The following is a 24,590-nucleotide window of genomic DNA, read 5'->3' on the forward strand; positions in this document are numbered from 1 at the left end:
AGACGGTTGAGGGGTGCTGGACGGAATGAGACGTTGCTGTTTCCTGGAACACCCCTCATCCGTCGCCTTCGGCGACACCTTCTCCCACAGGGGGAGAAGGAACGCGGCGCATCAGGCCGCTCTGTCGCGGACCTGATAATCCTTGACTGCCGCGAAGCGGATCGCCTTCCAGCGCTCGGCCTCGTAGTTGAGCGAGAAGGCGTGCTGGGCGAGGAACACCGGATCGTTGTCGAGATCGCGGGCGATGTCGCCGCGATGCGCCTCGATGAAGCGCTGGAGCTCTGCCCTGTCGTCGGCTGATATCCAGCGGCAGACGGAAAAGCGCGACATCTCGAAATCGACCGGCAGTGTGTATTCGAAGTTCAGCCGCTCTTTCAGGACATCGAGCTGCAGGGCGCCGACGACGCCGACGATGGCCGGCGAGCCGTCCTCCGGCGAGAACAATTGCACGACGCCTTCCTCGGCCATCTGGTGCAGCGCTTCCTTGAGCTTCTTAGCCTTCATGGCATCGCCGAGGCGAACGCGGCGCAGGATTTCAGGTGCGAAATTCGGCACGCCGCGAAACAGGATCTCCTCGCCCTCGGTCAGCGTGTCGCCGATGCGCAGCGTGCCGTGGTTGGGGATGCCGACGACATCGCCGGCGAATGCCTCGTCGGCGGTGACGCGGGTGCGGGCGAAGAAGAATTGCGGCGCCGACAGGCTCATCGGCTTTCCAGTGCGCACCAGCTTGGCCTTCATGCCGCGCTCGAGCTTGCCGGAGCAGACACGGACGAAGGCGATGCGGTCGCGGTGGTTGGGGTCCATATTGGCCTGGATCTTGAAGACGAAGGAGGTCATCTTGTCCTCGGTCGCCTCGACCTTGCGGCTGTCGGCCTCCTGCGCGCGCGGCGGCGGCCCATAGGCGCCGAGCGCCTCGATCAGGTCGCGCACGCCGTAATTGCGCAGCGCCGAGCCGAAATAGACCGGCGTCAAATGGCCTTCGCGGAAGGCTTCCAGATCGAGCGGGCGGCAGGCCTCGCGTGCCAGCTCCAGCTCCTCGATGAAGGCCTCCCGCTCGTTCTCCGGCAACAGGCCGGCGACCCGGTTGGAATCGGGTCCATTGACCGGCGTGCGCTCCTTTTCGGCGTCGCCCTTGCGAACCGCGTTCAGCGCCAGATGGTAAGTGCCGGAAAAGGTCTTGCCGCGGCCGATCGGCCAGGTGATCGGTGCTGTATCCAGCGCCAGCTTCTGCTCGATCTCGTCGAGGATGTCGAACGGGTCGCGGCTTTCGCGGTCCATCTTGTTGACGAAGGTGATGATCGGGATATCGCGCAGCCGGCAGACCTCGAATAGTTTCAGCGTGCGCGGCTCGATGCCCTTGGCGGCGTCGATGACCATGACGGCGCTGTCGACCGCCGACAGCGTGCGATAGGTGTCGTCGGCGAAATCCTCGTGGCCGGGCGTGTCGAGCAGGTTGAAGACGGTGTCCTCGTATTCGAAGGTCATCACCGACGTCACCACCGAAATGCCGCGCTCGCGTTCGATCTTCATCCAGTCCGACCGGGTCTGGATGCGGTCCTTCTTGGCTTTGACCTCGCCGGCAAGCTGGATGGCGCCGCCGAACAAAAGCAGCTTTTCGGTGAGCGTGGTCTTGCCGGCGTCGGGGTGGGCAATGATCGCGAAAGTGCGGCGGCGCGATACCGCTTGTTCGATGTCTTCAGCCAATTTCATGGAATCCTGTCTGTGGCGCGGGCTTCTAGCAGCGCTTTTCCGGCCTGTCGAACGGAAACACCCTTCGCCCCTCAATGCCAGATGATGCAAATGTCACTGCGGGCCGCGAGTTCAGTCACGGATCACAGCCGCTTCAGTGACCGAACCGGCATCATCCGTGCGGATGGCGAGCCACTCATAGTCGATCGAAAGCAATCCCCTTTCCGGGCCGAGGACATAGACCAGGCTCCAATCGGAAAACTTGTCGGTCTCAGGCGGCGGGCCGAGCGCCGCAAGGACTTCTGCGCGCGATTTCCCAACCAACCACCCGGTCAGCACCAGGCTGTCGGCGATGCGATGGCGTTTATGCAAGGGATCATACCAGCTGTAGTCACCGACTTGCCACCACGATCGAATGAACGGCAGTGGGCCGAAGAAAACGGCATAAGCGATCATGACCATGGCAGTGCCAAGAGCCAGACCTCGCGTCCAGCGGCGCAAACGAGCCCTTTGTGGCTGGGGCATGATTTCTGGTCGGGAACTCAACAGCGGAAGCTTTCTCGCAAAGACAATGTCATCGACCGTTTCGAGAACGGAACACCACGACGCACCAAGGGTGAGCATGTATCACGACGGCAGGAGGGTATGAAGTCCTGCCGTTTAAGGTGGAGGCCGTGAGCAAAGACATCCTCGTCATCGGCGCTTCCATCGCCTGGAACCTGAGTGCAGAGCTGTCGACCTCTCCGGCTGCCGCGGTCTCCGGTTCACGTCCCAACGTCAGGCCGGTTCGGCGGCATGGCTCTCGAAGGCCACCTCGGGAATCCACTCGGCAATTGCGGCGCCGATCCTGTCGGCATGGTCCTCCTGCAGATAATGCGCGCCGGGTCCGAGATCGATCAACCGGCAGTTCTTCAGGCCCGCCGCGAATTCCCGTGCCGCCTGCGGCGAGACGACGGCGCCCGGATCGCCTGAGAAAAGCAGCTTCGGGTAGGCGGAAAGCCGGAGCGCCCGATGGTCGTGCTCGCTGATGGCGGCGACATCGGCAGGCTGACCTTCGATCGGCAGGTCGCGCGGCAGCCGCAGGATCGGCTTGCGCGATTGCGGCGTCGGGAACGGCGCCCGGTAGGCGGCCATTTCCTCATCGCTCATCGTGCGCAGCACAGCGGCCGGCAGCACCTTTTCGACGAAGACGTTGTCTTCCAGGACAAGCTTTTCACCGACGCCCGGCGTGCGCATTGCCTTGAACAATTCGCGCGCCTGCGGACGCTGGTGAAAATCGTCCCAGTTCTCGAAGGGGCGGATGAATTCCATGAAGGCGAGGCCGAGGATCCGCTGCGGCCGCCGGGCCGCGAGATGGAAGGCGAGTGCGGTGCCCCAGTCCTGCGCGACGACCACCATGTCGGTGATGCCAAGCGTCTCGATGAAGGCGTCGAGATAGCGGACGTGGTCGAAGAAGCGATAGTCGATGTCCGGCTTGCCGGACTGGCCATAGCCGATCAGGTCGGGCGCGATGCAGCGGCCGCACGGCGCCACATGCGGGATGATGTTGCGCCAGATGTAGGACGACGTCGGGTTGCCGTGCAGGAAGAGCACAGTCGGACCGGCCGTGCCTGCCTCGACATAGGAGATGGTGGAATCGAGTACCGCGACTTGCGAGCGCGGCAACATTGTGCGGGATTGCTGCTTTTCGAGTTTCGGGTTCATCGGATCAGCTCCTTTTTGCGAAGACTGTTTTGAAAACGATGTTCTTGAAACGCTCGAGCGGTTCGGGACTGCGCTCCACCTTCATGCGCAGCATCGCGCCTTGCCAGGAACTCAAAAGGAAATCGGCGAGATCCTCGGCATCGAACGCGTCGGTGATATCGCCGGCCGCCTGGCCCTCGGCGATGCACTCGGCGAAGGGCTTGCGCCAGCGTTCGAAAATGGCGACGAGTTGCAGCCTCAGCGCCTCACTGTGAGCCGCCGTCTCGAGGCTGAGATTGCCAATCATGCAGCCCCGTGCCCAATTATGCGCCTCCAGCTTCGACGTGATGATTTCGAGGTAGCGGCGCAAGCGCCCGACCGGGGGCGTGCCGTCCCGGGCGAGGGCCTGCTCCACCAAACCGCTCACATAGGCGAAATAGCGGTCCAGCACCTCGCCGGTGAACGCCTCCTTGGATGCAAAATGATTGGTGAAGGACCCCGGGCGGGCATCGGCCGCGGCGACGATGTCGCGCACACCGGCGGCCGAATAGCCGGAATTCCAGATGGTTTTGAAACCGGCGTCGAGGAGTTTTTCGCGAAGTGAATGTCTAGCCATCGCGATACAATACGTACGTACGTATTAAAGTCAAGAGGCATATTTTGATACCGCGCGCTCTTGGCAGAACCCACGGGCAATGGCATCGCAGTGGTGGCGTTGGACCGAGGAGTGAAGCATGACAGCGGCGAAAGAAGTGATTGTCATCGGCGCCGGCATCATCGGCGCCTCCATCGCCTGGCACCTGACCAGGGCCGGAGCAAAGGTGACGGTCATTGCCGGCAGCGGCGCCGGCGGCGTCGCGACACCGAATTCCTTTGCCTGGATCAATGCCAGTTGGGGCAATCCGGAGGTCTATTTCCGGCTGCGCATTCGGTCGATGGCCGAATGGACGCGATTGGCGAACGAGGTGCCCGGCATCCCGTTGCAATGGTGCGGTGGCCTGTGCTGGGACCTGCCACGTGCTGAGCTCGAAGCCTATGCGGCCGAGCATTCCGCCTGGGGCTACGGCATCGAGCGTGTCGACCGTGCCGGAGCGGCGCGCATTGAGCCCAATCTGACCGAGCTTCCCGATTTCGCCCTTTATGTGCCTGGGGAAGGCGTTGCCGAGCCGGTCGCTGCCACGCAAGCACTGCTCGCCGACGCCGAACGGCGCGGCGCGCGGCTGCTGACGGGAGTTACCGCGACCGCGCTTGTGCAGGCCAACGGCAGGATTGCCGGCGTCGATACATCCGGCGGGCGGATTGCTGCCGACGAGGTGGTGATCGCGGCCGGAGCCGGCTCTCCGGCACTAGCGGCAACAGCCGGGATAGAACTGCCGATCGAGACGCCACCCGGCCTGATCGTGCATTCGCGCCCCACCGAAAAGCTGCTCAACGGCCTGGTCATCGGCGACCGCCTGCATATGCGCCAGACGGCGGAAGGCCGCGTCATCGCCGGCTCGGATTTCGGCGGCGCCGATCCCGGCATGGATGCCGAGGCAACTGCCCGCGAGTTATTTGCGGCGATGAAGGCGATGCTGCGCGGCGCGGACGGGCTGGAACTCGATTTCCACACGGTTGGCTACCGGCCGACGCCGATCGATGGCTTTCCGATCATTGGCCGCGCCGAAGGCACGAGCGGCATCTACCTCGCCGTCATGCATTCCGGCATCACGCTGGCACCGGCCGTCGGCCTGTTCGCTGCCCGCGAAATCCTCGACGGCGAGCGCGATCCGCTGCTTGATCCCTACGGGCTGGCGCGGCTTACTCAATAACCGGGCGGGCGGCGAAAGCCGCTGGTTAGCGGGTCGATTGCCCTGGCGATCCCGAGCAGGCGCGACTCCGACCAGCGTTTGCCAACAAGCTGTAGTCCGATGGGCAGGCCATTGCTGTCCTGTCCGCAGGGCAGCGACAGTGCGGGGTGGCCGCTGTAGTTGAACACCGCACCATAGGCCGGCAGCATCCAGTAGCTTTGCTCCCTGCCGTCGACCTCGATCGGCGTTCCCGGCTCGCAATGCGGGAAGGCGGTGACCATGGCGACGGGGCACAACAAGGCGTCGCAGCCGTCCAAGAACCGTTCCCACGCCAGGATGGAGCGGTCGCGGCGGGCGAGCGCCTCGAACCAGCGCGCGACCGGCGTCGGCTTCTCCGGTGGTCCAGGCTGCGCCGCCTCCAGCATCATGCCGATCAGCGCACCGCTTTGCTCCAGGTCGTCGTGCAGGTCGAGCTTCGGCAATTCGGCTTCCTCGACGATGGCGCCCGCAACCTGAAGCTCTTTTGCCAGACTTTCGACCGCCGCGCTGATCTCGCCGGCCACCGGAAAGCCCGGAAAGGACGGCGCGACGGCAATGCGCAAATTTTTGAGATCCAGTTCCTGCAGGCCTTCGAGCGGTACCGGCGCAAGGTCGGTATCGCTTCCATCCGGCCCGGCAATGAGGCCGTAGATCAACGCCAGGTCCTCGACGCTGCGTGCCATCGGTCCGAGGCAGGAGATAAGCCGCACGCTGCGCGGCGCCCCGCCTGGATCGGGGAAAGCACCGGCGAGCGAGACGCGGTGCTCGGTTGGCTTGACGCCGTAGATGCCGCAAAAGGCAGCGGGCAGCCGGATCGAATCCTGCATGTCGGTGCCGACCTCGAACGGCGTCATTCCGGCGCTGAGCGCCGCCGCCGCACCGCCACTGGAGCCGCCGGCGGTGCGCTGGAGGTTCCAGGGGTTGCCGGTGCGGCCGAACAGCGGATTGCCCGACTGCCAGTCACCGAGCATTGTCGCCACGTTCGTCTTGCCCACCAATATGCCGCCTGCCGCCTTCAGCCGGGCAACGACCGGACTGTCTGCTCTCGGGGCATAGTCGGCGAAGGCCGGGAAGCCGACGGTGGTTCTCATGCCAGCGGTTTCGTGCGTGTCCTTTAGTGTGAATGGCACACCGTGCAGCGGCCCAAGTGCCTCGCCGCGCGCCTGCGCTTCGTCGGCCTTGCCGGCGCGTTGCCGCGCACCGTCCCGATCGAGGATTACGACGGCATTGACCGCCTCATTGTGCCTGTCGATCTGCGCCAGGTGCTCGTCCAGCACCTCTATTGCGGAAACCGTACGGTCGCGGATGGCCGCGGCCAGTTTGGTGGTCGACGAAAAGACGATATCCATCCTGAATGCTCCGGGCTATCGCGCCGCGCTCCTCAAAATGGCGGATTGCGGCGCGGCTTCAAGCCTGGCTCGGCATTTCGACGACGGCGGCGCTTGATCGGGATTGCGCTGCCGGGATCCGTTGAGGGTCGGCGCTGTCCAGCGGCCTCGCCGCGATCGGCACCTCTACGGCTTACCGTCCCCTGTTGTGCGTCCGCTCGTAGAGCTCACGGATGATGCCGCTTGCCGTGGTCTCGAACAGAAACGGCAAGAAAGCGTGAACGAGCGCGGCAAAAGCCGCCATGAACAATCGCGACGAGAACCATGCAGCGAAAGCCATATGGCCGAAATAGCTCTCGCCGACCGCGGCCGGGTGAGAGGTGAAAAGTCTTGCGAGCCGTGCTGTCATGTCGATCCCTCCTGCCGGCATGAAGAGCCGGCCATGAATATCCTGCCACGGCTGTTCGGTTGATCGGTCTCAAATTGTCCTTGTATCAAGCCAAGTTTTGGGACAATCATCCCACATGATGCCGGAAATCGACGAAATAGACCGGAGATTGCTGGCCGAGCTGCAACGCGACGGAACTCTGTCCGTCGACCAGCTCTCGGCAAGAATATCGCTGTCGCGCAATGCCTGCTGGCGCCGGGTCAAGCGGCTGGAGGAAGACGGCGTCATCACCGGTCGGGTGGCGCTGGTCGACGCCGACAAGCTTGGACTCGGCCTTTCGGTGTTTATCATGATCCGCACCTCGAACCACGATCCCGACTGGCTGCAAAGATTCCGGGCGGCGGTGACCGGCTTTGCCGAGATCACCGGCGCCTACCGCATGTCCGGCGATCTCGACTATGTCCTGCGCGCCCGCGTCGCCGATGTGAAGGCCTATGACCGGCTCTACCAGCGGCTGATCGCCAAGGTGGCGCTGTCGGACGTTTCGGCCTCCTTCGTCATGGAGGAGATCAAGGAGACCACGGTCGTTCCGATGGAACTGCGCTGAAGCGGAACTGTGCTGAAAGAAAGCCGTTGATAGCATTGCCGCCGAGTTGACTGAACCGGCGTTCGCGACGATAGGATCAGCCTCATGCGCGCAGCACTTTATCCCTCCTCCGTCATCGGTCCGGCTGTCGGCTTCGTCAGGCTACCGCATGGCGAGGGGTTGCCGCTACCCGCCTATGAGAGCTCGGGCGCCGCCGGCATGGACCTGCGCGCCGCCGTCCCGGACGACAGGCCGCTTTTGATCCTGCCGGGAAAGCGCGCGCTGGTGCCGACCGGGCTGGTCCTGGAAATTCCCGAGGGCGTCGAAGGCCAGGTCCGGCCGCGTTCCGGCCTTGCCTTCAAGCACGGGCTCACCTGCCTCAACACGCCCGGCACCATCGACAGCGACTATCGCGGCGAGGTCAAGGTGCTGCTGATCAATCTCGGCGACGAGGATTTCGCGGTAACGCGCGGCATGCGGATCGCCCAGATCGTCTTCGCCCCGGTGACGCAGGCGACGGTCGAGGAGCGCACATTGGCCGGCGGTACAACGCGCGGCTCGGGCGGCTTCGGATCGACCGGCACGGCCTGATGAGCGCTGCGAAATGAAGATACCCAAACTCGTCATCTTCGATTGCGACGGGGTTCTGGTCGACACCGAGAACCTGGCCAACCGGCGCCTCGCCGAGTGGCTGACTGCGGCCGGCTTTCCGGCCAGCTTTGAATATTGCCGCAAGAATTTTTCCGGCCGCAGCATGGTCTCTGTGCAGAAGGAAGTCGAGGCGACCGGCGTCAGCCTCGGCGCCGATTTTGTCGAGCGCTGGAACGCCGGCCTGCCGGACCTGTTCGCGCATGGCGTCGAGGCCATCCCCTACGTTCGCGAGTTCATCGAAACCGTGCACGCCGCCGGCATCGCCACCTGTGTCGCCTCATCGGCACGGGTATCGAAAATGCACATCACACTCGGCCAGACCGGGCTGCTGCCGCTGTTCGAGCATGCGCTGTTCAGCTCGACCATGGTCTCGCGCGGCAAGCCGTTCCCCGACCTCTTCCTGCATGCGGCAGCGACGATGGGCTTCGCGCCCGCCGACTGTATCGTCATCGAGGACAGCGTCGCTGGGACGGCAGCCGGCATCGCCGCCGGCATGCGCGTCTATTCCTACCGCGGCGACCCGCTTTCCGACCGTGACGGACTGAGCGAAGCCGGCGGCATCCTGTTCGACGACATGCGCGAACTGGCCGGGCTGGTGCCGATCCACTAATCGGGCCTTTGTTCAAGCTGCGCTGTATGTTGCAGCTGCTTGTGCTAGCTTGCGCGCGCCCGACATAACGAGCGCGCGCATGACCTTCTCCCTGGTTCGGTTCCTCTTTGCCTGCCTGCTGCTGCCTTGTCTCTGGACGACGGCCAGCGCTGAGGCCGTCAGCTCCCCGGAGCTCGGCAGCGCCGTCTCCGGCCACGGCGATGTCACCTATCTCGACCTCGCCAGGATGGTCATTCCAGATCTGGCCGCGGACAAGGACGGCTTCTACCGGGGTTCGATGCCGATCGAGATGCGTCACATCGCTGGACCGGACTACGGCGGCTCGCCGCCGGCGGTGTCGGGTCTTTCCAATGCCGGCGTGCTCGGCATCAAGGCCGGCGGCAAGGAGCGGCTGACCATGCTGTTCGACCTTGGCGACTCGCCTGACAGTGCCGAGGGCTATGCCGTGCTGGCGCTCTACGACGTCACCGGCAAGCCGGCCCTGCTCGACGCCGTCAATGTCGCCGTCGACCGCATCACCTATCTTCGCGATCCGGGCACGCTGCCGATCGGGCCTGGTGACGACGCCATCATCAGCATGAGCATGCATTTCAATTCGAGCCAGGGCTATGGGATCACGCCGCTGATCATGGTCCGTAACGACAGGTTCGAGCTGATCGACATGATCTATACGTTCGACGAAAACCTCTGCACTCATAGGAGGACGCAAAATGCGGCGTTCCAGGCGGTCGCCGACGGCCAGCCCTATGCAGCCATCAAGGTCACGGTGACCGACGCGGCGCTACCGGGGGAAGAAAGCTGCGACGGCCAGCCGCCGCCAGAGGCGTCTTCGCGCGACATTTCCGTCACCTATCATTGGGACAAAAACGCTTCGCACTACGTCAAGGATTCCGATGCGCTGGACCGATTGGCAGATGAGAACGCCAAACGCTTCTGAGCCAACCGCATTTGTTTGCCCGGCGCGTTCCGCCGGGCTAGAATTTGCCTCACATTCTGCACTGGAGGGGAGCATCCATGGACAAGGGCAAGATTTTTCGCGACCTGCATGCCTCGATCTTCGTCATGGCCAATTCCTGGGACGTCGGCACGACCAAGCTCTTGGCCTCGTTCGGCTTCAAGGCGCTGGCGACGACCAGCGCCGGCTTTGCCTTTTCGCGCGGCCTGCCCGATGGCGCGGTGACGTTCGAGGCGATGATCCATCATTGCCGTGAAGTGTCGGCGGCGACCGGGTTGCCGGTTTCGGCCGACCTCGAAAAGGGCAAGGGCGACAGCGCGACAAGTGCCGGCGAAACCATCTTCGCCGCCGAGGCGGCAGGCCTCGCCGGCTGCTCGATCGAGGACCATACCGGCGAGCCCGACAAGCCGATCTATGATTTTGCGCATGCCGTCGAGCGCGTCGCGGCGGCGGCGGAAGCGGCACGGGCACTGAAACGCGATTTCGTCTTCACCGCGCGGGCCGAGAATTTTCTGTGGGGCAAGCCCGACCTCGACGATACGATCAAGCGGCTGCAGGCCTTCGAGAAGGCCGGCGCCGACGTACTCTATGCACCGGGGCTGGGCGACATCGAGATGGTGCGAACCGTCTGCTCGGCCCTGACCAAGCCGGTCAACGTCATGGCCAGGCCCGGCTTCACCATCGCCGACCTGGCCATGGCGGGAGTAAAGCGCGTCTCGCTCGGCCCATGGCTCACCAATTTCGCCTTCGGCATGCTGGAGACCGCGGCGCGCGAGATCCAGCAGGACGGCACCTTCGGCTTCACCCGCGCCGCCATGCCGTTCGGCAAGCTGCAGGCGCTGTTTGCCAAATCGTCAGCCTAGGTCGGGCCCGGCGAATGACGCTCACCGTCGTCGACATGCACACCGGCGGCGAGCCGCTGCGGATCGTCACCGGCGGCTACCCCGACATTCCCAAGGGCACGATCCTCGAAAAGCGTGCCTATGTGCGCGACCATCTCGATCATCTCAGAAAGATCCTGATGTTCGAGCCGCGCGGCCATTACGACATGTATGGCGCGCTGCTGGTGGAGCCCGACCTGCCGGGCGCCGACCTCGCCGTGCTGTTCATGCACAATGAGGGCTATTCGACGATGTGCGGCCACGCCATCGTCGCGCTCGGCCGCTACGCCGTCGAGGAGCGGCTGGTGGCGCCACGCGAGCCGCTGACGACCGTCAACATCGAGGCGCCATGCGGGCTGATTTCGGCTGCGGTCGAGGTAAGGGATGGCAAGGCCGGTGCGGTGTCCTTCGAAAGCGTGCCGGCGTTTCTGTTCGCCCGCGACCGGCGGATCGAGCTGCCAGGCTATGGTCCGGTCGGCTTCGACATCGCTTATGGCGGCGCCTTCTATGCGCTCGCCGACTGCCGCCAGTTCGGGCTGGAATTCGGCAGGAACCGGGTGCGCGATTTCGTCGATGCAGCGACCGCGCTGACCAATAAGCTCAAGGCCGAATTGCCGCTGTCGCATCCCGACCATGCCGATCTCGCCTTTCTCTACGGCACCATCCTCACCGACGGACAGGATGCGTTCTCCGATACGCCGACCAAAAACATCTGCGTTTTCGCCGAAGCCGAGGTCGACCGTTCGCCGACCGGCTCGGGAGTCACCGCGCGGCTGGCGGCCATGCACGCCAAGGGGCAAATCGAGATTGGCCGGACGCGGCTGTTCGAGAGCATCGCCGGCTCGCGCTTTTCCGGTGCGGTCGCGCGCACGGCCACAGCCGGGCCGCATGACGCCATCATCGCCCGCGTCGGCGGCCGTGCCTACTACTCAGGGCGGGCCGAATTCATTGTCGAGGACGACGACGAACTGGGGCGCGGCTTTCTGCTGCGCTAAGGCGTGTTGATGTTCAACTGCCGGCGAACGGCGGTGCCTCGAGCCCAGGACAAAAGGGCCGGATGCAGCTGTTCAACGCCGCGATGCTCGTGGGTCACGGCATGGATCCTAGGGTCTTCGCCGCGTCGCTTCGCTCTTGCTCCGCCCTAGGATGACGAAATGAGGGAGGCCGCAGCTAACTTCCAAGGGTTGTGATTTGCCGTCCGCTACCACCCTCTACACTGCGACGCAACGGCCAATCTCCGACGTCCGCGACTTGTCTTGAACCCCCGCGCCTTCGTCATCCTAGGGCGGAGCAGGAGCGAAGCGATGTCGCGGAGACCCTAGGATCCATGCCGTTACTATGGCTGAAGAGTGCAGCGCTTCTGTGCGCCGGACTTGCACCAACAAGGGCGGTCAGCTCCCTTCCCGTGCCGAGATCGCCTTGTGAAGATGCACCATCATGGCGGCGGCGAACAGCGGCGTCAGAAGATTGAGCAGCGGCACGGCCAGGAAAGCCGCGACCACCAGACCGGCGAGGAACACGGTGACAGCGTGCTTTCTGCGCAGCGCCTTGGCCTCAGCCTCCGGGCGAAAGCGCATGGCGGCGAACTCGAAGAACTCGCGCCCGAGCAGATAGCCGTTGACGATGAAGAAGGCGGCAATGTTGATGCCGGGCACCAGGAGAAGCAGCAGGGCGACGATATTGCCGAGGATGACGACGCCGAAGAACCTGATCGCCAGCACCAGCGAGCGCAGCGCCGGCACGGCGCGGCCGGGCGGATCGTTGGGATAATCGGTGCGCTCGACCACTTCGGCGACGTCGTCGAGGAACAGGCCGGCGATGATCGCCGTCACCGGCGCGATGAGCAGCGCCAGCCCCAGCGCAAGGCCGATGCCGGCGACGACGGCGCCCAGCCATCCGGCCCAGGAGGGAAGGGCGGGCAGCCATGCATCGATCCACGGCCAGGCCAGCCATTCGAACAGCCCCTTGATCCCGAACCAAAGCGCCGCCAGCGCCAGCAAGGTCAGCCCCAGCGTCTTCACGAACACGGAACGGAATTCGGGCGAGAACAGCCGGCTCAAGGCGGCGCGGGCGGCGTCGAGGATCACGGCGTTTCCAATCCCATGTCAAACGTGCCCGTGGCTGATATCTCCGAATAGGCGGAGATCGCCCAAGTCGCAAGCGCGGCTTCCTAGCGCGCGACCTTCGCCTGGGGAATGGTCATCGCCGCCACGCCGGCGACGACCAGGGCCATTCCCCACCATGCGCTCGGACCAAGGCTTTCGCCAAGGAACACGGCTCCGATAGCAACGCCGATCGGCACCCGCAGATAGGCTTGCGAGGTGGTGCCGACGGAACCCAGCGTATGGAGGAGGCGGAAATAGATTGAGAAGGCCAGCGCGGTTGAAAACACGGAAAGCCCGAGCAGCGCAAGGATCGAGGTCGTCGATGGCGCCAGCGTCCATGGCTGATCGAACGCAAGGCTCAAGGGGATCAGCATCGCGGCGCCGCAGAGCATCGAACCGGCGGCCGGCACCATCGGGTCGAGCCCCCTGAAGCCGCGACCGAAAACGGCAGCGCCGGCATAGCAGATCGTCGCCGCGACCACGGCAAGTTGCGGCAACAATTGCTGTCTGAGGCCGCCTAGCGCCGGGACGCCGATGACGAGGCATATTCCGGCGATTCCCGCCCCGACGCCGAACAGCTTGCGCATGGTCGCCGGTTCATGGCGGGTGATGAGGGCGGTCAGCAAGAAGGTGAAGATCGGCGAGGTCGCATTCAGGATCGTGGCCAGCCCGGCATCCAGCGAGCGCTCGGCCGAAGCGATCAGCGTGAACGGCACGACGCTGTTGAGGCATGCCTGGAATGCAAACCGGCGCCAGCTTGCGGCATCACCCGGCAAGGCCAGCCCGCGCCAGCGGATCAGGGCGAGCAGGATGCCACCCGCGATCAGGGTTCGCGCGGCGATCAGCGTCACCGGCGGGATCGTCGCGACGCCGATCTTGATGAAGCTGTAGGATGCGCCCCACAGCACCGCCAATACGACGAGCAGCACCAGCTCGATCCTCGTGTCGGTTTTCATGGACATGGCCGGCTGGAACCTCTGGGCATCGCTCATCTCAGCCATGCTTGTAAGCCAGGCACGCGGGAAATGCTTCGGCCGCCATCCAACGATGGTCGCTATGCTGACATTCGTCGGATCGCGGCATTGTCGACTAGGCAAAGCCGCATCAAACCGCTAGACCCGCCCGCGCCCGGCGTGGCAGAAAGCCGGTAGTTTTTTGGCGGAGACATGAATTGATGCCGGACTATGACGTGCTTTGTATCGGAAATGCCATCGTCGACATCATCGCCCAGTGCGACGAGGCGTTCCTGGAGACCAACGGCATCATCAAGGGCGCGATGAATTTGATCGACACGCGGCGCGCCGAACTGCTCTACAGCCGCATGGGCCCGGCCATCGAAGCCTCGGGCGGCAGCGCCGGCAACACGGCGGCGGGCGTCGCCTCCTTCGGCGGCCGCGCCGCTTTCTTCGGCAAGGTCTCCAACGACGCGCTCGGCGAAATCTACGCGCATGACATCCATGCCCAGGGCGTCGCCTTCGACACCAGGCCGCTCAACGGCGAACCGCCGACGGCGCGCTCGATGATCTTCGTCACGCCGGACGGCGAGCGCTCGATGAACACCTATCTCGGCGCTTGCATCGAGCTCGGCCCGGAGGACGTCGAGGCCGACAAGGCGTCGGGCGCGGCGGTCACCTATTTCGAGGGCTATCTGTGGGACCCGCCGCGCGCCAAGGAAGCGATCCGGCAGACCGCGAAGCTCGCCCACGCCGCCGGGCGCGAAGTGTCGATGACCTTGTCGGACTCGTTCTGCGTCGACCGCTACCGCGACGAGTTCCTCGACCTGATGCGCTCAGGCACCGTTGACATCGTCTTTGCCAACAGCCACGAGATCAAGTCGCTCTACCAGACCGCGTGCTTCGACGAGGCGCTGGCGCAGATCCGCAAGGATTGCAAGATCGCAGCCGTCACCCGCTCGGAAAAGGGCTCGGTCATCGTCCGCGGCGACGAGACCGTCACCATCGAGGCGACCAGGATCCGCGAGCTGGTCGACACGACAGGCGCCGGCGACCTTTATGCCGCCGGTTTCCTCTACGGCTACACGCAGGGCCGCAGCCTGAAGCAGTGCGGCGATCTCGGCTCGCTGGCCGCCGGGCTGGTCATCCAGCAAATCGGCCCAAGGCCAAGGCAGAACCTGCGCCGAGAGGCCGAACAGGCGGGGCTGCTGTAGGGAGCTCGGTCTCGCTCGATGGCAGGGCAATCGCACATCGGCAAGTGCCCCCTCACCCGGATTGCCAACCGAATTGCCAAGGGCAATTCGGGGCAATCCGACCTCTCCCCGAGGGGAGAGGAGGTCGCCAGGTTGATGCCAGGCTCTTCTCCCCAGCGGGGAGAAGGTGGCCGCGAAGCGGCCGGATGAGGGGGAACCCCCCATGCGATAGCACTGCCCTCTATAGGCGTCGCCTTCGCACGACCCTTCCCAGCGAGAGGAGGGTAAGCTCGCTCCTCAAGCCCCAGCGCTATACGCCGCGATCGCCGCCATATTCACGATATCGCTGTCCTTGGCATTCAGCGAGACGATCTGAACCGGCTTGTTCAGGCCGACCAGCAGCGGGCCGATGACGGTCGAGCCGCCGAGCTCCTGCAGCATCTTGGTCGAGATTGAGGCCGAGTGGAAAGCCGGCATGATCAGCACATTGGCCGGGCCGGTCAGCCTGATGAACGGATACTGCGCCATGGCGCGGGCGTTGAGCGCCACGTCGGCGGCCATCTCGCCGTCATACTCGAAATCGACGCGGCGCTTGTCGAGGATGCGCACCGCTTCCTGGACGCGCTCGGAGCGTTCGCCCTGCGGATGGCCGAAGGTTGAATAGGCGAGCATGGCGAGCCTCGGCTCGTAGCCCATGCGGCGGGCGAAGCCGGCGGCCTCCTCGGCGATGTCGGCGATCTGTTCGGCATTCGGCATGTCGTGCACGGCGGTGTCGGCGACAAGCACGGTGCGACCCCGCGCGAGCACGATCGATACGCCGATGACGCAGTGGCCGGGCCTTGCGTCGATGACGCGGCGGATATCGTCGAGCGCCGTCGAATAGTTGCGGGTGACGCCGGTGACGATGCCGTCGGCGTCGCCCAGCGCCACCATGCAGGCGGCGAAATGGTTGCGGTCGTTGTTGATCAGCCGCTGGCAGTCACGGAACAGGAAGCCTTTGCGCTGCATGCGCTCGTAGAGATAGTCGGTGTAGACCGAGTTGCGCCGCGACAGCCGCGCATTGATGATCTCGATGCCTTGCTTACCGAGGTCGATGCCGGCGTTCCTGGCGTTTTCCTTGATGATGTCGTCGCGGCCGAGCAGGATGGCGGTGCCGAGCCGCTGGTTCACATAGGAGACGGCGGCGCGCATCACCTGCTCCTCCTCGCCCTCGGCAAAGACGATGCGCTTGGGCTGACGGCGGACGCGGTCGTAGATGCGCTGCAACGTCGAGGCGATCGGGTCGCGGCGGGCGGAAAGCTCCTGCGCGTAGCGGTCGAGATCGAGGATCGGCTTGCGCGCGACGCCGGACTCCATCGCCGCCTTGGCGACCGCGATCGGGATCGCCGAGATCAGCCGCGGGTCGAACGGCACCGGGATGATGTAGTTGGGGCCGAATTTCGGCCGGTTGCCCTGATAGGCGGCGGCGACGTCGTCGGGCACGTCCTGGCGCGCGAGCTCCGCCAGCGCCCGGGCGGCGGCGATCTTCATGTCGTCATTGATGGTGGTCGCCCGCACATCGAGCGCGCCGCGGAAGATGTAGGGGAAGCCAAGCACGTTGTTGACCTGGTTCGGGTAGTCGGACCGTCCCGTCGCCATGATGGCGTCGGTTCGGATCTCGGCGACCTCCTCCGGCGTGATCTCGGGGTCGGGATTGGCCATGGCGAAGATGATCGGGTTCTTGGCCATCGACTGCACCATCCTGGTGGTCAGCGTGCCCTTGGCCGAGAGGCCGAGGAACACGTCGGCGCCGTCCAGCGCCTCGGCCAGCGAGCGCGCGCCGGTTTTCACGGCGTGCGCCGATTTCCACTGGTTCATGCCTTCGGTGCGGCCCTGGAAGACGACGCCCTTGGTGTCGCAAAGGATGATATTTTCCGGCGCAAAGCCCATCGCCTTCATCAATTCGATGCAGGCGATGCCGGCGGCACCCGCGCCATTGCAGACCATTTTCGTGGTCTTCATGTCGCGGCCGGTGATTTCCAGCGCGTTGATCAAGCCGGCGGCCGAGATGATGGCGGTGCCGTGCTGGTCGTCATGGAAGACCGGTATGTCCATCAGCTCGCGCAGCCGCTGCTCGATGATGAAACATTCCGGTGCCTTGATGTCCTCGAGGTTGATGCCGCCGAAGGAGGGTCCGAGGAAACGCACGCAATTGATGAATTCGTCGGCATCCTCGGTGTCGACCTCGAGGTCGATGGAATCGACATCGGCGAAGCGCTTGAACAGCACCGCCTTGCCTTCCATCACCGGCTTCGAGGCCAGCGCGCCGAGGTTGCCGAGACCGAGGATGGCGGTGCCGTTGGAGATGACGGCGACCATGTTGCCGCGAACCGTGTAGTCGAAGGCGCGGCTCGGATCCTCGGCGATGGCGAGAACCGGCACGGCGACGCCCGGCGAATAGGCAAGGCTGAGATCGCGTTGCGTCGCCATTGGTTTTGTCGCGACGATCTCCAGCTTGCCGGGGCGGCCCATGGCATGGAATTCCAATGCCTCCTGGGCGCTGACGGAGGGCCCGTTGCTTTCGGTTTTCTTGGCCATGGTACCTTTGGTTTCCTCGCCCGTACGGCACCGCTTGCGATGGGTGCGCATGCTTTCTTTTGTGGAAGGTTCGGGATTAAGGCTACACTTCGCCGCTGTAAACCGCCAAGCATGGCTTGCAAAATTTTGGAAGCAGCTTCTTGAACGACGAGACGCCCATTCGAAGCGACAACGCCACCCCGGCCTTCGCGCCGGCGACGCCGATGATGGAGCAGTACATTGAGATCAAGGCGGCGAACCCGGATTCGCTGCTGTTCTACCGCATGGGCGATTTCTACGAGCTGTTCTTCGACGATGCCGAGAAGGCGAGCCGGGCACTCGGCATCGTGCTGACCAAGCGCGGCAAGCACCAGGGGCTCGACATCCCGATGTGCGGCGTGCCGGTGCATGCCGCCGACGATTATCTGCAGAAGCTGATCGGCCAGGGCTTCCGCGTCGCCGTCTGCGAGCAGATCGAGGATCCGGCCGAGGCCAAGAAGCGCGGCGGCAAATCGGTGGTGCGCCGCGACGTGGTGCGGCTGGTGACCCCCGGCACCATCACCGAGGACAAGTTGCTGGCGCCGTCGGAATCGAGTTTTCTGATGGCGCTGGGACGGGTCAAGGGCGGCAGCAGCGATCACGCTTTCGCGCTGGCCTGGATCGAGATCTCGACCGGTGTCTTCCGCGTCGCCGAAACCACCGCCGACCGGCTGCTCGCCGATGTCTTCCGCGTCGATCCGCGCGAGCTGATCGTCGCCGAGCCGGTGTTTTACGACCCGGAGCTGAAACCGGTATTCGACGTGCTCGGCCGCGTCGCCAGCCCGCAGCCGCCGTCGCTGTTCGATTCGGCTTCGGCCGCCGGCCGCATCGCCCGCTTCTTCGAGGTGGCGACGCCTGACAGTTTCGGCTCGTTTTCGCGCGCCGAACTGTCGGCGATCTCAGGCGTCATCGCCTATGTCGAAAAGACGCAGAAGGCCGAGCGGCCGCCGCTGTCGCGGCCGCAGCGCGAGGAGCAGGGCTCGACCCTGTTCATCGACCCGGCGACGCGCGCCAATCTGGAACTGCTGCGCACATTGTCCGGCAGCCGCGACGGCTCGCTGTTCAAGGCGATCGACCGCACGGTGACCGGCGGCGGGGCAAGGCTGCTCGCCGACCGGCTGATGGCGCCGCTGACCGACCCGGCGGCTATCAGCGCCAGGCTGGACTCAGTGTCGTTCTTCCGCTCCGAGACGCGCCTCTGCCAGGCGGTGCGGGCAAGCCTGAAGAGCGTTGCCGACATGCCGCGCGCGCTGTCCAGGCTGGCGCTCAACCGCGGCGGCCCGCGCGACCTCGGCGCGCTGCGCGCCGGTTTCGAAGCGGCTAGCGCCATCGCCGAACTGTTCGGCCAAACCACCTTGCCGGGCGAACTGACCGCGGCGTTGGGAGCTATCAAGGCACTGCCCGGTAAACTGGCGACGCATCTGGTACAGGCGCTCAGCGACGAGCTGCCGTTGCTCAGGCGCGACGGCGGCTTCGTCCGTTCCGGCTACCACGCCGAACTCGACGAGATGCGGGCACTGCGCGACGAGTCGCGAAAAGTGATCGCCGGGCTGGAGCGTTCGCTGATCGACGAGACCGGCATCCGCTCGCTGAAGATCAGGCACAACAATGTGCTGGGATATTACATCGAGGTGACCGCCAACCACCATGCGCTGATGACCGGCAGCGACGGCGCCAAGGCGCGCTTCATCCATCGCCAGACCATGGCCAACGCCATGCGCTTCACCACCACGGAACTCGCCGAACTGGAATCGAAGATCGCCAACGCCGCCGACCGGGCGCTGGCGATCGAGCTTGCCGCTTTCGAGGCGCTGACGGCGGAAGTCGTCGGCCAGGCCGACACGATCCGTGCCGGCGCCGAAGCGCTCGCCGTGCTCGATGTTTCGGCTGCACTTGCCTTGCTTTCCGAAAGCGAGGCTTGGTGCCGGCCGCTAGTCGATGCGAGCCTTGTCTTCGAGATTTCGGGTGGACGCCATCCGGTGGTCGAACAGGCGCTGCGGCGTTCCGGCGAAGGCCCGTTCGTCGCCAATGATTGCGATCTGTCGCCGCAAGGCGATGCCAAGGCCGGCGCGATCTGGCTGCTGACCGGCCCCAATATGGGCGGCAAGTCGACCTTCCTCAGGCAGAACGCGCTGATTGCCATCCTTGCCCAGACCGGCTCATTCGTGCCGGCGGCATCAGCCCATATCGGCGTCGTCGACCGGCTGTTTTCGCGGGTCGGCGCCTCCGACGATCTGGCGCGCGGCCGCTCCACCTTCATGGTCGAGATGGTCGAAACGGCGGCGATCCTCAACCAGGCCGGCGAACGCGCGCTGGTCATTCTCGACGAGATCGGCCGCGGCACCGCCACCTTCGACGGCCTGTCGATCGCCTGGGCGGCGGTCGAATATTTGCACGAGAAGAACCGCTGCCGGGCGATCTTCGCCACGCATTTCCACGAGATGACGGCGCTGGCCGGAAAACTGCCGCGGCTCTCCAACGTCACCATGCGGGTCAAGGAATGGGAGGGCGACGTGGTCTTCCTGCACGAGGTCGGCAAGGGTGCGGCTGACCGGTCCTACGGCGTCCAGGTGGCGCGGCTGGCCGGCCTGCCGGAAGCCGTCGTCGGCCGGGCCAAGGAAGTGCTGCACCAGCTTGAAGCCGGCGAGGTTTCGGGCAAGGCCAACCGCCTGGTCGACGACCTGCCGCTGTTTTCCGTGGCGGCGAAGCGGGAAGCGTCGAAGCCGGCGAAGAGTGATGGGCTGGGCGCGGCGCTAGTGAAGATCAATCCCGACGAGATGACGCCACGCGAGGCGCTGGAGGCGCTGTACCGGCTGAAGGGGATGGTTGGGAAGTAGTGCTCGTCCGATAGCGCTCTACGGCGCCCCCCTCTGTCCTGCCGGACATCTCCCCCTCGAGGGGGAGATTGGCAGTTTCGCTGACAGCGCTTTTCCTTCGACGTTCGAAGTTGGCGAAAGCCGATGCGAAATCCAATCTCCCCCCTTGAGGGGGAGATGTTCGGCAGGACAGAGGGGGGTGTGACGGAACGCTGCTTTGGCTTGCCTTCCGCCCCACCCCTCAAATCATCGCCAAGCCCGATTTCTGCCTCGGCGGCGGGAAGGCGCGGTCGAGGTCGGCGAAATCTTCGCTCGTGAGCTCGATGTCCAACGCCGCGACATTCTGCCGGACATGCTCCGCGCGGCTAGCTTTGGGAATCGCGATCACCCCGTCCTGCGCCATCACCCAGGCAAGCGCGATCTGCGCCGGCGTCGCACCGTGGCGAGCGGCGATGGCATCTAACCTGGCGTTGCGCGCCAATATCCCCTGATCGACCGGCGAATAGGCCATCAGCGGCATGCCGCGTTGCCGGCTCCGCGGGGCGAGGTCGAACTCGACGCCGCGCTGCGACAGATTGTAGAGCACCTGGTTGGTCTGGACGTTGCCGCCGGCCGGCAACCGAACCAGCTCTTCCATCTCATCGGTATCGAAATTGCTGACGCCCCAATGGCGGATCTTGCCGGCCGCCTTCAACGCTTCGAACGCCTCTACCGTTTCCATCAAAGGAACGCTGCCCGGCCAATGCAAGAGATAGAGATCGATGCGGTCGGTGGCGAGATGCCTCAGGCTGTTCTCGCAGGCCCGTTTCACGCCGGTGCGCGAGGCATTGGACGGCAGCACCTTGGAGACGAGGAACACTTCGTCGCGGCGACCGGCGATGGCCTCCGCCACCACCTCCTCGGCACCGCCGCTGGCATACATTTCGGCGGTGTCGATCAGCGTCATGCCGAGATCCAGCCCGAGCTTCAGGGCATTGGCCTCGTCGCCACGGCGGCGGCCGTCTTCGCCCATCTTCCAGGTGCCCTGGCCGAGCACCGGCACGGCTTCGCCGCAGGGCAGGGTGGTCCTTCTTATCGTCGATGGCATGGCATGCTCCAGTCAGGCGGCATCATAGCCGCCAAAGGGAATCCAGGTGAAGCCTCTTCCCCGGATTCGCTCTGATAGCGTGAACCGCTACTTCACCGGATGGGCGGCGAGCCAATCCTGCATCTGCTTGATCTCGGCTTCCTGCGCGGCGATTACTGCTTCGGCGAGCTTGCGCATTTCCGGATCCTTGCCATTGGCGAGCTCGATCTTGGCCATGTCGATGGCCGCCTGGTGATGCGGGATCATGCCGCGGGCGAAATCGACATCGGCATCGCCGGAATATTCGATCGCCATCATGTCGGTATGCATCTTGTCCATCGCCGCCTTGTAGCCCTCGGTCGAGGGGCTCTGTGCGCCCATTGCGCCCATGTCGTGCTTCATCTCCTCGGCTTGTGCTGGAACGCTTTCGAGGAAAACAGCAAGCAGCATTCCCGCCGCCATCATCAGCAGCACGATCTTCTTGGCCAAGGTCATTCATCGTCTCCTTTTTTGAACAGGGTCTATCTGGAAGTTTTACTCAGAGTTTCAACGTCCTGAGCCGCAATGCGTTGGCGATGACCGAAACCGAAGACAGGCTCATCGCCGCCGCCGCAATCATCGGCGACAGCAGCGTGCCGGTGAGCGGATAAAGCACGCCGGCAGCAACCGGCACGCCAAGCACATTGTAGAGGAAAGCGAAAAACAGGTTCTGGCGGATGTTGCGGATCGTCGCGCGGGCCAGCGTCCTCGCCCTGACGATGCCGTTTAGGTCGCCCTTGACCAGCGTAATTCCCGCACTTTCGACCGCAACATCGGCGCCGGTGCCCATGGCGATGCCGACATCGGCGGCGGCAAGTGCGGGCGCATCGTTGACGCCGTCGCCGGCCATGGCAACGCCGGCACCGCCGGCGCGCAACTCCTCGACCAGCGCGTTCTTCTGCTCCGGCAGCAGGCCGGCACGCACCGCGTCGATGCCGAGCTTGGCTGCGATGGCCTTGGCCGTGCGCTCATTGTCGCCGGTCGCCATGACGATCTTCAGCCCGCTGTCATGCAGGGCCTTGATCGCCTCGGCTGTCGTCGCCTTGATCGGATCGGCGACGGCAACGAGGCCGGCGAGCTTGCCTGCGACAGCGACGAACATCGCGGTCTTGCCATCGGCCTGCAGCGTCTCGGCGCTGGCCAGGACCGATGCCGTATCGATGCCGAGATCGGCCATCATCGCGGCATTGCCGAGCGCCACCTTCTGTCCCGAGACCGTGCCGGAAACACCCTTACCGGTGATAGCCTCGAAACCGCTCGCGTCGGGGACCTTCACGCCGCGTTCGCGGGCGCCTTCGACGATGGCCTCGGCCAGCGGATGCTCCGAGCCTTTTTCCAGCCCGGCGGCGAGCGCCAGCAGATCGTCCTGTGCCATGCCTTCGACGGCAACGACGTCGGTCAGTCGCGGCCGGCCTTCGGTCAGCGTTCCCGTCTTGTCGACGATCAGCGTATCGACCGAGGCAAAGCGCTCGAGCGCCGCCGCTTCCTTGATCAGCACGCCGGCATGCGCGCCGCGCCCGGTGGCGGTCATGATCGACATTGGCGTCGCAAGGCCGAGTGCACACGGACAGGCGATAATCAGCACCGAGACCGCCGAGACGATGGCAAAGACCAGGCTGGGTTCCGGTCCGACGATCGCCCAGGCGACGAACGCAATGATGGCGACCAGCACGACGGCCGGGACGAAGTAGAACGAGACGCGGTCGGCCAACCCCTGGATCGGCGCGCGCGAGCGCTGCGCCTTGGCGACCAGCTCGACGATGCGTGCCAGCGTCGTCTCGGCGCCGATCTTTTCGGCGCGCATGACCAGCGAGCCGTTCTTGTTGAGCGTGCCGCCGGTGAGGTTGTCGCCTTCGGTCTTTTCGACCGGCAGCGGCTCGCCCGTGATCATCGATTCGTCGATGGAAGAGCGTCCTTCGAGCACAATGCCGTCGACCGGCACTGCGTCACCGGGGCGGATGCGCAAGCGGTCGCCGGCCTTGACAATATCGAGCGGCACGTCGTTTTCGGAACCGTCCGCGCCGATCAGCCGCGCCGTCTTCGGCGCCAGGTCGAGAAGCGCACGGATCGCCGAACCGGTTTTCTCACGGGCGCGCAATTCCAGCACCTGGCCGAGGAACACCAGCGCGACGATCACCGCCGCCGCCTCGAAATAGACCGGCACGGTGCCGTCATGGCCGCGGAACTGGTGCGGAAAGAGGCCAGGAAACAGCGTGGCGACGACGCTGTAGAGATAGGCAGCACCGACGCCGAGCGAAATCAGCGTCCACATATTGGGGCTGCGGTTGAGGATCGAATCCCAGCCGCGGTGGAAGAACGGGAATGCCGCCCACAGCACCACGGGGCTGGCCAGCGCCAGTTCCAGCCAGACCTTCGCACGGTCGTCCATGAAGGCCTGGAACGTCAGGCCGAGCATCGGTGCCATGGCGATGACCAGCAACGGCACGGACAGCACCGCGCTCACCCACAACCGCCTGGTGAAGTCGACCAGTTCGGGGTTCGGACCCTCGTCGCCGGTCGGCACCCCCATCGGCTCCAGCGCCATGCCGCAGATCGGGCACGAGCCGGGCTTGTCGCGGATGATTTCGGGATGCATCGGGCAGGTGTATTGCGTGCCCTTGGGCATTGCCTGCGGTGCCGGCCTGTCGCCGAGATACTTTGCCGGCTCGGCCTCGAATTTCGCCTGGCAAGCGGCCGAGCAGAAATAGAAACCCTGACCCTCGTGCCGCAAAAAGTGCCTGGCCGTGGCACGGTCGACGCTCATGCCGCAGACGGGATCGGTGGCGGTCAGATATTTCTGGGGTTCGGCGACGAATTTCGAACGGCAGCTTTCGCTGCAGAAATGATAGCGATGGCCGCCATGCCCGGCGGTAGGCTTGCCGGCGGCCGGATCGACGGTCATGCCGCAGACCGGATCGCGGATGACGGCGTCCGCAGCAGAGGAGGCGCCCTTTGCCGAGCAACGGCTGCCATGGGCGTGATGATGGTGATCGGAATGCGTCATGCCGAAAGCCCCTGTATTTCGATGTTGCGGCGGAGGTAGTGCTTCCAGTAACGGGAAGGTCAAGGGCTGTTTTCGATTTTTCGCGCCCATGCCCCTAACCGCCCGGCCGCGGGCGCGAGACGATCGTCCCGTTCCACCGCTGCGGAGAACGCGTCCGTCCGCCCCATACCCAGCGCCGCGAAAACGCGCTATAGACGCCGCCGAAACGGCGAGGCCGAA

General features: G+C 64.8%; 21 protein-coding genes. 9 read left to right on the forward strand and 12 right to left on the reverse strand.

Annotated elements, in window-relative coordinates; all coding sequences use genetic code 11:
• Positions 1-111: 111 nt before the first annotated feature.
• The 4 genes from NKH23_RS27250 to NKH23_RS27265 form a co-directional block, all read right to left on the reverse strand.
• Positions 112-1,710 (reverse strand): peptide chain release factor 3, encoded by a 1,599-nt coding sequence (locus tag NKH23_RS27250; RefSeq protein WP_502908411.1) that lies wholly within the window; start codon positions 1,708-1,710, stop codon positions 112-114.
• A gap of 111 nt (positions 1,711-1,821) precedes the next feature.
• Positions 1,822-2,313, reverse strand: a complete 492-nt coding sequence (locus tag NKH23_RS27255; protein ID WP_352719297.1) for a hypothetical protein — start codon at positions 2,311-2,313, stop codon at positions 1,822-1,824.
• A 153-nt stretch (positions 2,314-2,466) separates the two neighbouring features.
• Positions 2,467-3,393, reverse strand: a complete 927-nt coding sequence (locus tag NKH23_RS27260) for a haloalkane dehalogenase (RefSeq protein WP_352719298.1) — start codon at positions 3,391-3,393, stop codon at positions 2,467-2,469.
• A gap of 4 nt (positions 3,394-3,397) precedes the next feature.
• The gene (locus NKH23_RS27265) at positions 3,398-3,988 is read right to left on the reverse strand and encodes a TetR/AcrR family transcriptional regulator (RefSeq protein ID WP_352719299.1); all 591 of its coding nucleotides are present in this window, start codon (positions 3,986-3,988) and stop codon (positions 3,398-3,400) included.
• Positions 3,989-4,106: 118 nt separating this feature from the next.
• On the opposite strand from NKH23_RS27265, the gene NKH23_RS27270 reads away from it, so the two are divergent.
• Complete coding sequence (locus NKH23_RS27270; RefSeq protein ID WP_352719300.1) at positions 4,107-5,183, forward strand: NAD(P)/FAD-dependent oxidoreductase; 1,077 nt, start codon at positions 4,107-4,109, stop codon at positions 5,181-5,183.
• On the opposite strand, the gene NKH23_RS27275 is transcribed toward NKH23_RS27270, so the two are convergent.
• Both NKH23_RS27275 and NKH23_RS27280 read right to left on the reverse strand, forming a co-directional pair.
• Entirely contained in the window at positions 5,177-6,550 is a 1,374-nt protein-coding gene (locus tag NKH23_RS27275; protein ID WP_352719301.1) for an amidase, read from the reverse strand. The two genes, NKH23_RS27270 and NKH23_RS27275, sit on opposite strands and share 7 nt — an antisense overlap.
• A 172-nt stretch (positions 6,551-6,722) precedes the next feature.
• Positions 6,723-6,938 (reverse strand): DUF6356 family protein, encoded by a 216-nt coding sequence (locus NKH23_RS27280; protein WP_352469961.1) that lies wholly within the window; start codon positions 6,936-6,938, stop codon positions 6,723-6,725.
• 115 nt (positions 6,939-7,053) lie between these two features.
• Here NKH23_RS27280 and NKH23_RS27285 point away from each other — a divergent pair, with 115 nt between their 5' ends.
• From NKH23_RS27285 to NKH23_RS27310, 6 genes are all read left to right on the forward strand, one after another.
• Entirely contained in the window at positions 7,054-7,524 is a 471-nt protein-coding gene (locus NKH23_RS27285; protein ID WP_352719302.1) for an Lrp/AsnC family transcriptional regulator, read from the forward strand.
• 84 nt (positions 7,525-7,608) lie between these two features.
• Positions 7,609-8,094, forward strand: a complete 486-nt coding sequence (gene dut, locus NKH23_RS27290) for a dUTP diphosphatase (RefSeq protein ID WP_352719303.1) — start codon at positions 7,609-7,611, stop codon at positions 8,092-8,094.
• 13 nt (positions 8,095-8,107) lie between these two features.
• Positions 8,108-8,764: an HAD family hydrolase gene (locus NKH23_RS27295; RefSeq protein ID WP_352915860.1), complete on the forward strand. Its 657-nt coding sequence runs from the start codon at positions 8,108-8,110 to the stop codon at positions 8,762-8,764.
• A 79-nt stretch (positions 8,765-8,843) separates the two neighbouring features.
• Entirely contained in the window at positions 8,844-9,701 is an 858-nt protein-coding gene (locus tag NKH23_RS27300) for a hypothetical protein (protein ID WP_352979006.1), read from the forward strand.
• Positions 9,702-9,778: 77 nt separating this feature from the next.
• Complete coding sequence (locus NKH23_RS27305) at positions 9,779-10,582, forward strand: isocitrate lyase/PEP mutase family protein (RefSeq protein WP_352719305.1); 804 nt, start codon at positions 9,779-9,781, stop codon at positions 10,580-10,582.
• Between the two features lie 14 nt (positions 10,583-10,596).
• Positions 10,597-11,595, forward strand: coding sequence for a proline racemase family protein (locus NKH23_RS27310; protein WP_352719306.1), 999 nt, complete (start codon positions 10,597-10,599; stop codon positions 11,593-11,595).
• A gap of 396 nt (positions 11,596-11,991) precedes the next feature.
• Here the strand turns inward: NKH23_RS27310 and NKH23_RS27315 are convergent, their stop codons facing one another.
• Entirely contained in the window at positions 11,992-12,687 is a 696-nt protein-coding gene (locus tag NKH23_RS27315) for a sulfate transporter family protein (RefSeq protein ID WP_352719307.1), read from the reverse strand.
• Positions 12,688-12,770: 83 nt separating this feature from the next.
• The gene (locus NKH23_RS27320) at positions 12,771-13,661 is read right to left on the reverse strand and encodes a DMT family transporter (RefSeq protein WP_502908414.1); all 891 of its coding nucleotides are present in this window, start codon (positions 13,659-13,661) and stop codon (positions 12,771-12,773) included.
• A 218-nt stretch (positions 13,662-13,879) separates the two neighbouring features.
• Between NKH23_RS27320 and NKH23_RS27325 the strand changes: the two genes are divergently transcribed.
• Positions 13,880-14,872, forward strand: a complete 993-nt coding sequence (locus NKH23_RS27325; RefSeq protein WP_352719309.1) for an adenosine kinase — start codon at positions 13,880-13,882, stop codon at positions 14,870-14,872.
• Between the two features lie 276 nt (positions 14,873-15,148).
• On the opposite strand, the gene NKH23_RS27330 is transcribed toward NKH23_RS27325, so the two are convergent.
• Entirely contained in the window at positions 15,149-17,428 is a 2,280-nt protein-coding gene (locus tag NKH23_RS27330; protein ID WP_352719310.1) for an NADP-dependent malic enzyme, read from the reverse strand.
• 203 nt (positions 17,429-17,631) lie between these two features.
• Here NKH23_RS27330 and mutS point away from each other — a divergent pair, with 203 nt between their 5' ends.
• Entirely contained in the window at positions 17,632-20,283 is a 2,652-nt protein-coding gene (mutS, locus tag NKH23_RS27335; RefSeq protein ID WP_352719333.1) for a DNA mismatch repair protein MutS, read from the forward strand.
• Positions 20,284-20,503: 220 nt separating this feature from the next.
• Here mutS and NKH23_RS27340 read toward each other — a convergent pair whose 3' ends face one another.
• The 3 genes from NKH23_RS27340 to NKH23_RS27350 form a co-directional block, all read right to left on the reverse strand.
• Positions 20,504-21,349, reverse strand: coding sequence for an aldo/keto reductase (locus NKH23_RS27340; protein WP_352719311.1), 846 nt, complete (start codon positions 21,347-21,349; stop codon positions 20,504-20,506).
• 87 nt (positions 21,350-21,436) lie between these two features.
• Positions 21,437-21,823 (reverse strand): CopM family metallochaperone, encoded by a 387-nt coding sequence (gene copM / locus NKH23_RS27345; RefSeq protein ID WP_352469262.1) that lies wholly within the window; start codon positions 21,821-21,823, stop codon positions 21,437-21,439.
• A gap of 43 nt (positions 21,824-21,866) precedes the next feature.
• Complete coding sequence (locus NKH23_RS27350; protein WP_353035778.1) at positions 21,867-24,371, reverse strand: heavy metal translocating P-type ATPase; 2,505 nt, start codon at positions 24,369-24,371, stop codon at positions 21,867-21,869.
• Between the last annotated feature and the right edge of the window lie 219 nt (positions 24,372-24,590).

It is taken from the genome of Mesorhizobium sp. M1328 (genome assembly GCF_040318075.1).
Lineage (GTDB): Bacteria > Pseudomonadota > Alphaproteobacteria > Rhizobiales > Rhizobiaceae > Mesorhizobium.